Source organism: Actinoplanes sp. L3-i22 (genome assembly GCF_019704555.1).
Taxonomy (GTDB): Bacteria; Actinomycetota; Actinomycetes; order Mycobacteriales; family Micromonosporaceae; genus Actinoplanes.
Genome location: NZ_AP024745.1, coordinates 10,407,401 through 10,421,679 on the forward strand (window position 1 = coordinate 10,407,401; position 14,279 = coordinate 10,421,679).

The 14,279-nt window shown below is 70.0% G+C and carries 13 protein-coding genes and 3 tRNA genes; 8 read left to right on the forward strand and 8 right to left on the reverse strand.

Features of this window, described 5'->3' with window-relative positions:
* Positions 1 to 128: 128 nt before the first annotated feature.
* The 8 genes from L3i22_RS46025 to dpgD all read left to right on the forward strand — a co-directional run bounded on the left by L3i22_RS46025 (position 129) and on the right by dpgD (position 9,139).
* Positions 129 to 1,304 (forward strand): MFS transporter, encoded by a 1,176-nt coding sequence (locus L3i22_RS46025; protein WP_255657657.1) that lies wholly within the window; start codon positions 129 to 131, stop codon positions 1,302 to 1,304.
* A 734-nt stretch (positions 1,305 to 2,038) separates the two neighbouring features.
* Positions 2,039 to 3,295, forward strand: coding sequence for a hypothetical protein (locus L3i22_RS46030; protein ID WP_221323724.1), 1,257 nt, complete (start codon positions 2,039 to 2,041; stop codon positions 3,293 to 3,295).
* Positions 3,292 to 4,281, forward strand: coding sequence for a 2,3-diaminopropionate biosynthesis protein SbnA (gene sbnA, locus L3i22_RS46035; protein WP_221323725.1), 990 nt, complete (start codon positions 3,292 to 3,294; stop codon positions 4,279 to 4,281). The genes L3i22_RS46030 and sbnA overlap by 4 nt, the downstream gene beginning before the upstream one ends.
* A 42-nt stretch (positions 4,282 to 4,323) precedes the next feature.
* Positions 4,324 to 5,322 carry a 2,3-diaminopropionate biosynthesis protein SbnB gene (sbnB, locus tag L3i22_RS46040; RefSeq protein WP_221323726.1) on the forward strand — a complete coding sequence of 333 codons (999 nt, stop codon included), beginning with the start codon at positions 4,324 to 4,326 and terminating at the stop codon, positions 5,320 to 5,322.
* A gap of 5 nt (positions 5,323 to 5,327) precedes the next feature.
* Positions 5,328 to 6,521, forward strand: coding sequence for a pyridoxal-phosphate dependent enzyme (locus tag L3i22_RS46045; RefSeq protein WP_221323727.1), 1,194 nt, complete (start codon positions 5,328 to 5,330; stop codon positions 6,519 to 6,521).
* Entirely contained in the window at positions 6,514 to 7,497 is a 984-nt protein-coding gene (locus L3i22_RS46050) for a fatty acid desaturase family protein (RefSeq protein ID WP_221323728.1), read from the forward strand. Before L3i22_RS46045 ends, L3i22_RS46050 begins: the two co-directional genes overlap by 8 nt.
* Positions 7,497 to 8,237 carry a B3/4 domain-containing protein gene (locus L3i22_RS46055; protein ID WP_221323729.1) on the forward strand — a complete coding sequence of 247 codons (741 nt, stop codon included), beginning with the start codon at positions 7,497 to 7,499 and terminating at the stop codon, positions 8,235 to 8,237. The genes L3i22_RS46050 and L3i22_RS46055 overlap by 1 nt, the downstream gene beginning before the upstream one ends.
* 89 nt (positions 8,238 to 8,326) lie before the next feature.
* On the forward strand, positions 8,327 to 9,139 hold the full coding sequence (gene dpgD / locus L3i22_RS46060; protein WP_221323730.1) for an enoyl-CoA-hydratase DpgD: 813 nt from the start codon (positions 8,327 to 8,329) through the stop codon (positions 9,137 to 9,139).
* Positions 9,140 to 9,290: 151 nt separating this feature from the next.
* Here dpgD and L3i22_RS46065 read toward each other — a convergent pair whose 3' ends face one another.
* The 8 genes from L3i22_RS46065 to L3i22_RS46100 all read right to left on the reverse strand — a co-directional run bounded on the left by L3i22_RS46065 (position 9,291) and on the right by L3i22_RS46100 (position 14,212).
* Positions 9,291 to 10,133 carry a formyltransferase family protein gene (locus L3i22_RS46065; RefSeq protein WP_221323731.1) on the reverse strand — a complete coding sequence of 281 codons (843 nt, stop codon included), beginning with the start codon at positions 10,131 to 10,133 and terminating at the stop codon, positions 9,291 to 9,293.
* Between the two features lie 215 nt (positions 10,134 to 10,348).
* A tRNA-Val gene (locus tag L3i22_RS46070) sits at positions 10,349 to 10,423 on the reverse strand.
* 45 nt (positions 10,424 to 10,468) lie between these two features.
* Positions 10,469 to 10,539: transfer RNA gene (locus tag L3i22_RS46075), tRNA-Cys, on the reverse strand.
* A gap of 40 nt (positions 10,540 to 10,579) precedes the next feature.
* Positions 10,580 to 10,651, reverse strand: a tRNA-Gly gene (locus L3i22_RS46080).
* Between the two features lie 128 nt (positions 10,652 to 10,779).
* The gene (locus L3i22_RS46085) at positions 10,780 to 10,989 is read right to left on the reverse strand and encodes a hypothetical protein (RefSeq protein ID WP_255657658.1); all 210 of its coding nucleotides are present in this window, start codon (positions 10,987 to 10,989) and stop codon (positions 10,780 to 10,782) included.
* An 87-nt stretch (positions 10,990 to 11,076) separates the two neighbouring features.
* Entirely contained in the window at positions 11,077 to 12,261 is a 1,185-nt protein-coding gene (locus L3i22_RS46090; RefSeq protein ID WP_221323732.1) for a cytochrome P450, read from the reverse strand.
* Positions 12,258 to 13,337 carry a VWA domain-containing protein gene (locus L3i22_RS46095; protein ID WP_221323733.1) on the reverse strand — a complete coding sequence of 360 codons (1,080 nt, stop codon included), beginning with the start codon at positions 13,335 to 13,337 and terminating at the stop codon, positions 12,258 to 12,260. The genes L3i22_RS46090 and L3i22_RS46095 overlap by 4 nt, the downstream gene beginning before the upstream one ends.
* Positions 13,337 to 14,212, reverse strand: coding sequence for a VWA domain-containing protein (locus tag L3i22_RS46100; RefSeq protein WP_255657659.1), 876 nt, complete (start codon positions 14,210 to 14,212; stop codon positions 13,337 to 13,339). The genes L3i22_RS46095 and L3i22_RS46100 overlap by 1 nt, the downstream gene beginning before the upstream one ends.
* Between the last annotated feature and the right edge of the window lie 67 nt (positions 14,213 to 14,279).

The window sequence follows — 14,279 nt, forward strand, 5'->3', positions numbered from 1 at the left end:
AGTCACGAGTGAGTCAAGTCCCGACCACATCGACCGACACTGCGGAAGGACCTGATCCGGCCGCATCCGATAGTCGATCCTGGCTGGTCCGCAAGGGGCTGCTACCCGAGCCGGGGCCTCAGCGCTCGTTGGCCATCGGCACCTTCGTCAACAACCTCGGCACCGCCGCCTTCCTGGCAACTGTGCCGCTGTACGCGATCCGGGTCATCGACCTCTCGGTCCAGCAGACCGCCTTCGGTCTCAGCGTCGCGGCCATCCTCGGCCTGGTCGCCGGCATCCCGGTCGGGCACCTCGCCGACCGACGCGGCCCGCGGGAGATCTTCCTGTTGACACTTCTGGTCCAGGCGGCCGCGATGACCTCGCTGCTGTTCGCCCATTCGTTCCTCGCCTTCGCGCTGGCAGTGACCGTCACCGACCTGGCCGGTTCGTCGGGCGGCGCGGCACGCGGCCCGATGGTCCGTCGTTTCGGCGGCGACGAGGTGCCGAAGTTCCGGTCGTACCTGCGGTCGGTGGCGACCCTCGCCGGGACGTTCGGTGCGCTGGCGGCCGGTGTGGTGGTGCAGTTCGACACGGAAACCGCATATCACGTGGTCATCGTCGGCAACGCACTGACCTTCGTCGTCTGCGCCCTGGTGATTCTCCGGCTGCCGCACCTGGCTCCGCTGCCATCGCCGCCCGAGGTCGGCCGGTGGATCGCGCTCAAGGACAAGCCGTACGTGCTGTTCGTGATCCTCGACGGAATCATGTGGATCCAGGGCGAGGTACTGGTGTTCGCGCTGCCGTTGTGGGTCGTCCTGCGCACCGACGCGCCGCGCTGGTTCGTCGGTGCCGCGATCTTCGTGAACACGGCACTGGTGGTCCTGCTGCAGGTGCGCGCCAGCCGCGGCGTCGGCAACGCCACCGCGGCCAGCAAGGTGATCCGGCGGGCCGGCGTCGCCTTCCTGATCGGCATGGCGGTCATCGCGTCGGCCGCCGGGGTGCCGGGCTGGGTCGCCATCCTGCTCATGGTGGTCGGCGTCGGCGTGCACACGATCGGCGAGCTGTGGCACGCGGCAGGCTCGCTGGAACTGCGATTCCGGCTGGCGCCCGAGCACGCCCAGGGCCAGTATTCCGGAGTCTTCGGCATGGGGCTGGGCCTGTGTTACGTCATCGCGCCCAGCCTGCTCGGCCTACTGTGCGTGACGTGGGGTGCGCCCGGCTGGCTACTCATGGGTGGCATCTTCGTCGCAGTCGGCCTGATCATGCCGTTCGTGGTGCGATGGGCCGAACGGAACCGGCCGACGACGGCAGAACTCGCGGTCTGAGTAAGCCGGCGGGCCTCGACGGACCACCGTCCATCGAGGCCCGCCGCCATTCGCGGTATTGAGCACCACGACGTCAAGGATCAGATCGCCGTCAAGCATGGCGCATCGCCTTCCCATTGGCGCCGAATGGTGCGCCACCAAGACGATAACCGGCTATCCGGAGCATCGGGTCGTGGCCGATAGCTAAAGGGCTTGCAACGAAGAACGCTTTGCCATCGAATCGAATGAGGGCCAGGCCGGAGAGGCAAGCCTGCCAGTAAGGTCTCCAACCGATTTCCGGAACGCACCTCGCCCGACGATCAGCACGTCCCGTAAGCGCACCTCGAGCTCCCGTTCGCCACGGCGACCGCAGCCGGGCAGGGGGTCGCTTCGCCCTGCCCGGCTGCGTCGGACCGAGCCGCCGCCTGCTGTCCGACAGATCACAGCGCCTCGTAAATCCGCACGGGCGGACTTCAATAACTTCGGTAAGAATTTCTGAACGGACTGCGGAAAGTTAATAAAGAACCGCATCCGAGGGCACCGCACGAACGCTATCCGAACACCCTTATCACACAACGGCGAAAATTGTGGGGCGTCAGCAGCCGACCCATCGACAGGTATTGCACGCCGCGATCCATTGTGGTTCAGTAACTCGACGAATGCCGGGCGACCCGGCGTCGTTCAGAAACGGGGAGATCATGTCTGCACTCGATGGCACCTGTGGAGTGCGCTGCGATTAGCGTGCAATCCTGCGCTTGATTGTCCAGCGCGCACATCACCTGTCAAGCGGCCTATCAGGGCCGTGCCTCCATGTGTCCGCGGGCTGCCGCGAGCGGCCTGCTCAACATTGCATCGAGGGTGGAATGGAAAAATTGGCAACGCATTCACCAATAACTTTGCCAGAGACCGGCGGCGCGATTCTGGGCTGCCCTTTGCACCGCGACGACGTCGCACCCCTGCACCTGTTGAAGGCCGAAGACCTGCCCGCCTCGGCCGCCATGATCAGACAGCTGATCAGCCAGGAGACCGTCGCCGCTCTACGTCTCGTCGTCCGGGTCGGCCCGCATGACAGCGACGCGCACGCCCTAGCCGTCGTGGACGCGGCGCTGCGCCGGCTGCCCGTGCCGGTCGCTCCGGCCACGTATACCGACGCCGAGCGGCGCAGCGTCCCGGAGGACCTCTACGAGGAGCACGACCAGTTCTTCGGCGCGGTGCGGGTCATCGGCAACCCGGTCGAGGTGTTCACCCGCACCACGCTGGAGGCGGTACGCAGTCAGTTGCACGATGCGCTGTCGGCGGGCGTGGGCCTGCAGACCGAGGAGTGGGCCCAGCTGCGCTCGTCCTTCTGGACGACATTCCACCTGTTGTGGCGCATCGGAGCGGTGGATTCGCCATGGGTGGACCTGGGCCACGAGGAGCAGCCGCCCCCGGAACTCGACATCCGCCCGGTCAGCCTCGACCCGCTGATCCGCTGGCGCCTGGGCCACCAGGTGTTCTTCGCGCTCATCCAGGCCCTGGTGGTGACCGTCGGGTGCCTGGACGAATGTTTGGGAGAGGACCGCGGGGCCGATGGCGCCGAGGAGGCGAGCCGACTGATCGAGGACGCCACCGTCCTCATGATCGGATCCGGTGCGGCGCTGCGGTACGCGGGCGACTTCACCCGGTCCCTGTATGCCGATGTCGTACGGCCCGCGATGATGCCGCCGCACATCAATCCCAAGTTCAGCGGACTGCAGCTTCGTGATCACCGGATGCTGCTCAACCAGCTCCGGCGGGTCAAGCCGCGGCTGAATGCGGCCGCCCCGCGGGTGCACGAGTCGTACGGTCGACTCGTCGAGGCGATGTCCACCGCGTACGACGCGCACGTCGCGGTGTGCGCGCGGTTCAACGGTGACCAGGAGTCCAGCCTCCGCACGCCTGGCTCGAAGGTGCCTGCGGTCGGCGTCCTCCGGCGGTTCCAGAAACAACGGGCCGGCGCTGTTTCCCTCGATCCACGGGTAGAAGAGCCGTGATCGCCGACCACGCGTATCAGTTGGGCGACAGTCGCGCCTTTCTCCGGCTGCCGGGATTCCAGGAGCGCTTCGACACGATCCTCAAGGTCGAGGGGCTCAACACCGCCGGCTCTGTCAAGATCAAGACGGCCCGGGAGATGGTGCTGTCCGCCCTGGCCCGGGGCGAACTCCGAGCGGGCATGCACCTCATCGAGTCGACGTCGGGCAACCTCGGCGTCGCCTTGGCGTCGATCTGCGCCGCCGAGCACATCCGCCTCACCATCGTCACCGACCCCAACGTCAACGCCGCCAGTGCGCGGTGCATCGAGGCACTCGGCGCCGAGGTCGTCACGGTGACCGAGCGCGACCGCAACGGTGGGTTCCTGCAGACCCGGATCGACTACATCACCGGGCGGCTGGCCGACGACTCACGCATGGTGTGGCTCAACCAGTACGTCAATCCCGCGAACCCGCGGGCCCACCAGAGCACCACCGCCCGCGAGATCGAAAGCGAGTTCGGAGCACCCGACTGGGTCTTCGTAGGGGTCGGCTCGACGGGGACGTTGATGGGCTGCCTCGCTCATTTCCGGGCGATCGAGGCGCCGACCCGGATGGTCGGGGTGGACACCGTCGGGTCGGTCACGTTCGGCGGACTGCCGGGACCACGCTGGATCCCCGGCCTCGGCTCCAGCCGGCGACCGGAGATCTTCAGCGACGACGGCGACTTCGCCAAGTGCACTGTTCCCGAGGCCGACACCGTACGGATCTGCCGTCGCATCGCCCGCGAACACGGGCTGTTGATCGGCGGCTCGACCGGAACCGTGCTGGCCGCGGTCGCCGCGATGCAGGACCGGATCATGACCGGCAGTCAGGTCGTGGTCATCTCCCCCGACCTGGGCGAGCGGTACCTGGACACGATCTACAACGACCGATGGGTCATCGATCGCTACGGACCGGATCTGATGCACGCCATCGAGGACGACGTACGGGTCTCCGTCGATCGGTGACCGAGCGGACGAACACCGCCCAGACAGACCAGGACGCCAATTATGCCTAATCTCTCCATCGTCGGCCACGCCGCCGTCACCGACGCGCTCGATGGCGCCGAGAACGCCGTCATCGACTGTGTCCGGGACACCTACCTGCTGCACGAGTCCGGTCGCACGGTCAACCCGGACAGCTACTTCCTCCGCTTCCCCGACAAGCCGGACTCGCGGATCATCGCGTTGCCCGCTTTCGTGGACGACCACCGCCCGACCGCGGGTCTCAAATGGATTTCCAGCTTTCCGGCCAACGTCGGCCGTGGCCGGCAGCGCGCCTCGGCGGTACTGGTGCTCAACGACTACGAGACGGGCTATCCGATCGCCGTGCTGGAGAGCGCCGCGATCAGCGCCGCTCGCACGGCCGCATCGGCCGCGCTGGCCGCCGGGGTCCTGACTGCGGACCGGCCCGCCACGGTCGGAGTGATCGGCGCCGGCTACATCGCCCGCACCATCTGCCGATACCTGGACGCCACCGGGACGCCGCTGGACCGGGTTGTCTGCCACGACACCGACGACGCCTCGGCGGCCGCCCTGGCCCGGCACCTCGACGACGGTCGGCCACGGTCGGCCAGGGTCGGCCAGCTGGGCGAGGCGCTGGACGCCGACCTGGTGGTGTTCGCCACGACGGCGCTGGCCCCGTACGTACCGGCCACGCACCGGTTCCGGGCGGGCCAGCTGGTGCTGCACGTATCGCTGCGCGATCTCGCGCCGGAAACCCTGTTGGCCGCCGACAACGTCCTCGATGACATCGACCACTGCCTCAAGGCGCAGACGTCGCCACACCTGGCGGAGACGCTGACCGGCGGCCGGGAGTTCGTCACCGGCACTCTCGCCCAGGTGATCCTGGGCAAGTCCGAGCTCGACCCGGATCGGGCCACCATCTTCTCGCCCTTCGGTCTCGGCGTCCTGGACATCGCGGTCGGCCGGATGGTCCTCGATCGCGCCGTCGCGGCCGGTCGGGCGACCGCGATCGACGGATTCTTCGGTGACCAGATCCGATGGTGAGCGACATGGATGAGGCGATCGCTGCCCGGACCGCGACCGGAGACCCGACCTTCACCTTCCGGTACCGGCCGGAACTACTGCCGGAACCGGGTGGGCGGCTGGACATGTGGCGCTATCGCCGCCTGTTGCCCGGCGGCGGTGACGACGTGCGCTATCCGCTCGCCGTGGGTGGAACGCCGTTGCGCCCGGCGCCGCACCTGCGGGCGGCGGTCGGCGCGGCACGGCTGTGGCTCAAGGACGAGACGACCGGCCCGACCGCGTCCAACAAGGACCGGGCCACCGCGCTGGTGATCGAAGCCGGACTGCGTCAGGGGGCGACGGTGGTTACCACCTCGTCCACCGGCAACGCCGCCATCGCCACCGCGGTCGGCGCGGCCGCCGCCGGGATCGCAGCCGTGATCTTCGTGGCCGAGGACTGCCGGCCCGGAAAGGTCGAGCACATGGTGGCGGCCGGCGCACACGTCTTCAAAGTGCGTGGCGGCTATCGCGCGGCGTTCGACCTCTCCCGGGCCGCCGCCGCGCGATTCGGCTGGATCGACCGCAACACCGGCGTCAACCCGGTGACGATCGAGGCGAAGAAGACCGTCGCCTTCGAGGTGTGGGAGCAGTTGGGGCGGCACGCGCCGGATGTCGCGGTGGTACCGGTCGGGGACGGGCCGACCCTGGTCGGGCTGGCGAAGGGCTTCCGTGAGTTGCTGGCCTGTGGCGCCATCGGCGCTCTACCCAGGATCATCGGCGTGCAGGCTCGGGCGTGCGCCCCGCTCGCCGACCGCTGGTCCGGCGACGCCGGCGCGGACCCGGATCCGGCCGCCACGGCGGCCGACGGCATCGCGGTGCCGGTGCCGTCGATCGGCGACTGGACGCTCGCTGAGGTGCGGACGGCCAACGGCGCATTCGTGACGGTGACCGAGCCGGAGATCGACGACGCCGTCCGCTGCCTGCTCGACCTCGCGCAGGTGCGCAGCGAACCCGCCGGAGCGGCCGCCTTGGCCGGCTTCCGCAGCGGACTCGCCACCGGCCTCATCTCGCCCGAAGAGACGGCCGTCGTGCTGGTCACCGGGGCCGACCTGCCGGTCGCACCGGCCCCGGGCACGCGGCCCGGATCGGCGCACACCATCTCCGCCGATCTCGACGCGGTGGCCGCGGTCATGTCCGGCCGGCCGGGTTTGTCGGGGAAGGGGGCCGGTGGCGGTGCTTGATGTCGAATCGCACGGCGGGGCGCGGGGCAGCCGGGCCGCCGACCGGCCGTATCCGAAGGGCTACACGGCACCGGCACACCTGCGGACCGCGATCGCCGAGGCGCATCGGACCCGACTGCCGCTCACCCTGACGCTGGCTGTGCTCGACCTCGGCACGGCGGCCGGCGGCGTGCTCGCCGCCGCGTGGCTGATCAGGGTCGACGTGCTGCTGGCACCGGCCGTGATCCTCCTGCTGATCCTGGTCGGCCGCCAGATGCGGGCGCTGGAGAACATGGTGCACGAAGGCTCGCACTTCAACTGGTCGCGCCGGCGCCGAACCGTCAACGACGTCCTGGCCACGATTCTGGCCGGAGCACCGACCGGAGCCACCATCGCCGCCTACCGCACCAGCCATCTGCTGCACCACGGGCGCTTCGGCACCGCCGACGACCCGGACCGCCAGCGTTACGAGGAACTGGACATCGAACGGTTGAGCCGACGCGGCCTGGTACGCGATGTGCTGGTTCGGCTGCCCCGTTACCAGGTCGGCTGGTTCGCCACGATGAAGGCGCAGCCGGTCCGGATCGCGTTGCCGGTGGCGGCGACCACGGTGCTCGTGGCGGCCGCGGGCTACCTGGTGCTCGGCACCTTCGGTGGCGCCCTGACCGCCCTGTTCTGGCTTACCGGCTACTTCGGAACGCTGCCTGTGCTGCGACTGCTCGGCGAGGCCAGCGAGCACGTCTATTCCGGCAGCGACACCGTCTTCGACGCCACGATCACCAACCTCGGCCGATGGCAGCGTCTGCTCCTGCATCCGCACAACGACGGTTACCATACGATCCACCACATGTGGCCTGGCGTGCCGCACCATTCCATCCGCAAGCTGCACAACCTGCTGCTCGCCCGCGATCCGGACGGATACGGCCGGCGGCTGCGGTACCGGACCCGGTTGTTGGAGACGCCACGCCGCGGCGTACCTCAGAAAGGAACCGACTGATGCCCGTTCGTGTCGCCGTCGATCCCGCGGTGCTCCACGATTTCCCCGACATGCAGGTGCGCTTCGTCGTCGCCCGGGGCGTGCGCAACGACGAGGCGTGGCCGGCTGTGGCGTCCGCCGTGGAGCAGTTCGAGCGGGAGGTCGCCACCGGCGAGTGGGTGGCGCCGGGCGAGGAGTCGCCGTCGATCGCGTCGTGGCACGCCGCGTACCGCAAGTTCGGCACCAACCCGCGACGGGCGCGGCCGAGTGTGGAGGCTCTGGGCCGACGGGTGGCCAAGTCGGGGGTCCTCCCGCGGATCACACCGGCGGTGAACGCCTACAACCTGGTGTCGCTGCGCTACGGCGTACCGGCCGGGGCCTTTGATCTGGACGCCCTGCGGGCATCGGTCGAGATCCGCCCGGCCCGGGACAACGACGCCTTCACCCCGCTGGGCGAGCCGGACGAACAGGCGACGCCCAAGCCCGGCGAGATCGTCTACGCGCAGGACACCGAGGTGCTGACCAGGCACTGGAACCATCGGGACAGTGATCTGACCAAGGTCACCGCCCAGTCGCGGAACGTCGTGTTCATGGTGGAGCGGGTGTCCGCCGAGGCCACGCCGAACGAGCGTCTGGCCGCGGCGCAGGCAGCCCTCGCCGAGCTGGTGGCGCCGTTCGCGGCCGAGGTCACACTCGCCGTCATCGGTCCGGAGAATCCGGCGGCCGAGCTCGGCGCCGTCGCGGCCGGCACCGGCCGCTGACCGGGAGCTACCGGATCACCTTCTGTGCCGGGCCCGAACGGTCGCCTGCGCCGCCCGTCACGACCTGAGCGAATCATGAGCCGCGAGGAGTGGTTGTTCCCGAGATGGCGGCGTTCGTCGACTACAAGAAGGACGGCCGGGTCGCGTATGTGACCCTGAACCGGCCCGAGGTGCTGAACGCGATGAATCTCGCGATGCACGCCGAGCTGGCCGAGGTGTGGGACGACTTCGCCCGGGACGACGAGCTGTGGGTCGCCGTGCTGACCGGGGCCGGCGACCGGGCCTTCTCCGTGGGCCAGGATCTGCGGGAGCTGGCCGGGCGGATCCGAACCGGCGCGGCGACGCCGTCGAGCTTCGGCAGCCGCGGGAAGCCGGGGTGGCCGCGGCTCACCGAGCGGTTCGAGCTGGTCAAGCCGGTGATCGCCCGGGTCGCCGGATACGCCTACGGTGGCGGCTTCGAGCTGGCCCTGGCCTGCGACATCATCATCGCGGGCGCGAATGCGACGTTCGCGCTCCCCGAGGCCCGGCGCGGCCTGATCGCCGGAGCCGGCGGGGTGTTCCGGCTGACCCGGCAGCTTCCCTCGAAGGTCGCGATGGGGCATCTGCTGACCGGGCGCCCGATCACTGCTCGGCGCGGCTATGAGCTCGGGCTGGTGAACGAGGTCGCGGAGCCCGGCGAGTTGGATGCCTGCGTCGGGGGGTGGGTCGCCGACATCCTCGCCTGCGCGCCGCTGGCGACTCGTGCTGTCAAGCAAGTGGTGGCGCGGTCCGCGCATCTCTCCCTGCCGGACGCGTTCACTACGGACTACCCGGCCGAGCGGGAGCGGTCGGACAGCCAGGACGCGGAGGAGGGGCCGCTCGCGTTCGCCGAGAAGCGGGAACCGCGCTGGACCGGCCGCTAGCCACGGTGCCCTGGCCGGAGTCAGGGGTCCGGCATCGGACCTTCGTTGCTCTGCACGGCGAGGTGGGCCGAGTTCGGCCGGAGGACTCCGGCCGAACTCGGGACGTCCGGTGGACCGGGCCTGACCGGCTCCGGTTCCACCGGCGGCTGATTCACACGGGCGCTTGGGCCAGCGACTTCATCGCGAGGTATCCGGCCACGGCGGCGGCGGCCACGTCCGAGTCGAACTGGCGGCGGCGGTACTCCACGGTCCGGCTCACCGGAGCGGGTGTGAGTCCGACCGGCTCGGTCCGTCCCGATCGGATCTCCCGCGCGACCCCGATCAGCAGCTCGAACGCCAGGTGCAACGACTGAGCCTTGCAGGCCCAGATCGACGGGTAGCCGAACGGCTCGCGCAGCCGTTCGGCCCGGATGATCGGTCCCTGGTCGACGTCCTCCACCACGAAGTGGACCGTCGCCCCGGCCGAGAGCTGGAACATCTGTGCATCGCCGGTCGCGGCGATCTGCTCGATGGTGTGCATCCCTCTCGCATACGGAAGGACGGCGGTGTGCCCGTTGACGATGCGCTGCCCGAGCCGTTCGATCCACCACGGCTCGAAGATCCGATCGAGATAGACCATGAGGTACGGTTCCGCCCGCCCGGTCCACAGGCGGTCCACCAGTTCCCGCGCGGCCGGCCCGTTCAGGTCACGTCCCAGATAGATCGCCCCGGGGTCGGCGGTCACCGCCCGCTCCGGTATGCCGAAAGCGGCCACCATGGCGCGATCGCTCTCCCCGAGATCCGGATAGAGTTCGGCCAGCTCCCGCCATCCGGCGTCGGACAGCTCGGTCGCGCCGCGGTGCTCGTCGTGAAAGGCGTCCCGCGCCTTCAGCAGCTCCTGGTCCGGCCGGTTGTCCCGGATGATCAGGTGACCGCCGAGTTCCGGGCCCCAGGCGGACACCAGGTAGCCGGCGTGGAAGGTGTTCTCCGTCGCCAGATGTAGATCGGTCGTCATCAGTGCGCCTCCGTGATGTTGTCCGACCAGATTAAGGTCAACAGAGATCGGCCGCGGCCCGCCAGACCCCTCGCGGGCCGGGCGCCGATCGGTCCGGCGCCGATGGCCAGGGGCGATCGCCGTAGACAGCCACCAAAACGACGGAGGGCCGGCCCGCAGGCCAGCCCTTGATCCTCAATTACCCGATGACAGAGCGGTTTAGGCACTGTCATCCGTGGTGGGCGATACTGGGATCGAACCAGTGACCTCTTCCGTGTCAAGGAAGCGCGCTCCCGCTGCGCCAATCGCCCGCGCACTGTGCTGATCCGACCAGGTGCTGACCGAACAGCAAAGCGAGGTGGAGACGGGATTTGAACCCGTGTACACGGCTTTGCAGGCCGTTGCCTCGCCTCTCGGCCACTCCACCGAGCAGGCCGATGCCATATGTAACCGCAACAGCCCATCCGAGCGGACGACGGGATTCGAACCCGCGACCCTCACCTTGGCAAGGTGATGCGCTACCACTGCGCCACGTCCGCATTTGCCGCCCGGTCTCCCCGGCGACGAGTGAAACCTTATCCGAGCCTCCGGCCGGACGCCAAAGCGGGTCCCCTCCCACACCGGCAAGGGTGACCGGAGATTGCCCGATCACCCTTGAAACCGCTGGTCAGTGCGCCTCGCCCAGGAGGCGGCGCACCTCGGCGACCAGTTCGGCCTGGAACGCCGCCACGCTGCCGTCGACCACGCCGATCCGGTAGTCGGAGCCGGTCTCCGGGTCGTCGGCGAGCTGCGCGTCACGTCGCCCGGCCGAGCCGTCGGCGTGGCCGGCGTTGTACGCCAGAAATGCTTCTTCCATCATCGGGGCCTCCTCGAACACGCGCGCCAATCTCGCATGAGTACGGATCCCGATGGGCCATCCGTTCGACCTGGCCCGAATCATTGAACGTTGGACCAAATCAGCCGATCAGCCAGACCTGTCCGAATGCCGGACCTGACCGAAAGCCGTGAGGCGGACCTCGTGGAAGGCGCGCAGCACGAACGTCGGCCGCTGCACCGGCTCGGCGGCGAGTGTCAGCCGCGGCCACCGGTCGACGAGCGCGGCCAGGGCGGCCCGCATCTCCAGCCGGGCCAGCGGCGCGCCGAGACAGAAGTGCAGGCCGGCGCCGAAGCCCAGGTGCGGGTTCGGGTCCCGGCCGACGTCGAACATGTCCGGTTCGGCGAAGACCCGCGGATCCCGGTTCGCGGCGCCGAGCAGGGCGGCCACCTCGGCGCCGGCCGGCACGGTCACGCCGCCGACGACCACGTCGGCGGCCGCGGTCCGGGCGAACAGGTGCAGCGGGGGGTCGTACCGAAGGAATTCTTCGATCGCGACCGGGACCAGACCGCGATCGGTGACCAGCCGCCGCCATTGGTCGGGGTGGCGCATCAGCGCCACCAGGCCGCCGCCGAGCGCGTTCACCGACGCCTCGTGACCGGCGTTGAGCAGCAGGATCGCCGAGGCGACCAGTTCCGCCCCGGAGAGCGGCGACTCGACCAGGTGACTGATCAGGTCGTCCTGCGGGGCGGCGCGGCGAAGAGCGGCGAGGTGGCTGAGGTAGTCGGCGAACTCACGGCACGCCGCGATCGCGGCTTCCTCGTCCGATTCGGTACGGGACACCTCATACATCCGCACGATCGCCGCCGACCACGGCCGGAGCCGGTGCCGGTCCGCCTCGGGCACGCCGAGCAGCTCGGCGATCACGGTCACCGCGAGCGGCTCGGCCACGTCGGCGAGCAGGTCGAACTCCGGCCCGGCGGCGTCGAGCAGGCCGGCCGCCGCCGCGGCGACGGCGGGCCCGAGCCGTTCCACGTGGCCGCGCCCGAACGCGCCGGCGACCAGCCCGCGCAGCCGGGTGTGCGCCGGCGGCTCGTTCTCCATCATCTGGTTGCGGTGCAGCGTGTTGAACGGCTCCCAGACGTCGGCCGGCTCCCGGTCGACCCAGAACCGGCCGAGCCGCCGGTCGCGCAGTACCGCGTTCGCCTCGGCGTGGCCGGCCGCCAGGAACCGGCCGGTCGGCTCGTGCCAGGTCAGCGGCCCCTGGGCGCGCAGCTCGGCGAGGGCCGGGTACGGATCGGCCAGGAAGTCCGGGTCGGCGAAGTCGAGCGTCATCGACGCATTGTCGCGACCTTCGGCCCACGGTTCCACCACAACGACAGTCCCAGCCCGGTGAAGACCAGGATCGCGCCGGCCAGCACGAACCAGAAGCTGATCTCGACGTTCTCCTTGTGCAGGCCGATCTCCTTGGGCAGGTCGCCGAGCACGCCGTTCAGCTCGTCCGCGTCCTGCGCCTTGAAGTACCGGCCGCCGGTCAGGTCGGCGACCTTGGTCAGCGCGTCCTCGTCGATCTCCTGGACCCGGCCGCGGCCACCGCCGCCGAACCCGCCGCCGCCGCGGAAGCCGCCGCCGGTGAACGAGTCGCCGCTGACCTGGTCGGGGGTGCACACCATCTGGGACGGCGTGGTGGTGCCGAAGCCGATCGTGAAGACCCGGACCCGGCGGGCCGCCGCCTGCTCGGCCGCGGTGACCGGGTCGACGCCGGTGGTGTTCGAGCCGTCGGTGAGCACCACGATGGTGTCCGGCTCGTAGTCGCCGGCCGCGTTCGGGGCCACGTCACCGAGGTCCGCGCCGGTCGCCGCGACGTCCGGGTTCATCTCCGCGATCGCGTCGATCGAGGTGAGGATCGCCTGGCCGATCGCGGTGCCGCGGGCCGTCTTCAGGGTGTCGATCGCGTCGAGCAGCTGGTCCTTGTCGGTGGTCGGGGTGACCAGCAGGCCGGCGATGCCGGAGAAGGCGACCAGGCCGATCTTGGTGCCGTCGCTCTGCGCCTTCACGAACGTGCGGGCCGCGTCGACCGCCGCGGAGAGCCGGTTCGGTTCGACGTCGGTGCTGCACATCGAGCCGGAGACGTCGATGGCCAGCAGGATCGAGGTGTTGTTGGACGGCACCGAGATCCGGGCCTGCGGCCGGGCCACCGCGCCGCTGAGCGCCAGCAGGCCGAGCAGGAACAGGTAGACCGGGATCCGGCGGCGCCAAGCGGACCGGCCGGGCACCGCCGCGCGGATCAGGGCGATGCTGGAGACGGTCACCGCGGTCCGCTTGCGGCGGCGGTTCAGCAACCAGCGGACGAGCAACAGCAGCGGTACGACCAGCAGCGCCGCCAGCGCCCACGGCCAGTGGAACGACATCAGACGATCCTTCCGTGCCAGCGGGTGCCGAGCAGCCCGCCGAGCGCCAGCAGCAGCAGGGCGGCCCCGGCGAACGGGGCGGTCAGCTCCAGCGGCTCCTTCTTGGTGGTCAGCCGGAGGTCGATCGACTTGGTGGTGTCGTTGAGCGTGTCCGCGTCGCCGGCGGCGTGGTACGCCCCGCCGGTGACCTGCGCGACCGTGGTCAGGGTGGTCTCGTCCAGCGCGGTGTTCAGCTGGTAGCCGTCCACCTCGACGGTCGCGCCCTTGGCCGTGCCGACGCCGACCGTCTGGATCCGGACGCCGGCCGCGGCGGCCAGCTCGGCGGCGGCCTCGGCGTCCGGGCCGCCGGTGTTCTCGCCGTCGGAGAAGACCACGATCGTCGCCGACGGCCAGTAGCCGAGCGCGCTGGTGTCCGGAGTGGACCCGTCGGTCGGCAGGCTGACCGGTTTGCCGGTGATCGTGCCCAGCCCGACCAGGATCGCCTGGCCCAGCGAGGTGCCGCCGCTCGGCTTGACCCGGGCGATCGCGGCCGACGCGGCGCTGTGGTCGTCGGTCGGCGCCTGGGTGAGCAGCGCCTGGTCGCCGAAGACCAGCACGCCGACGTCGACGGTGGCCGGCTGCTCGTCGACGAACGTGGTCGCGGCGGCCTGCGCGGCGCCGAGCCGGGTCGGGGTGACGTCGGTGGCGGCCATGCTGTTCGAGATGTCGAAGGCGAGCAGCACGGTGCCGGACACCCGCGGGACCGCGACCTGGGCCTGCGGCCGGGCCAGGCCCACCAGCAGGATCGGCAGGGCGGCGAGCAGCAACGCGTACGGCAGATGTCGCCGTAAGCCGCCGCCGATCAGCGTGCCGAAACCCGCCGCCTGCAGCGCCACGGCGCGGCGCCGCTGCAACAAGACGTAGGCGGCGACGGCGCCGGCTGAAAGAAGAAAGGCAACAACT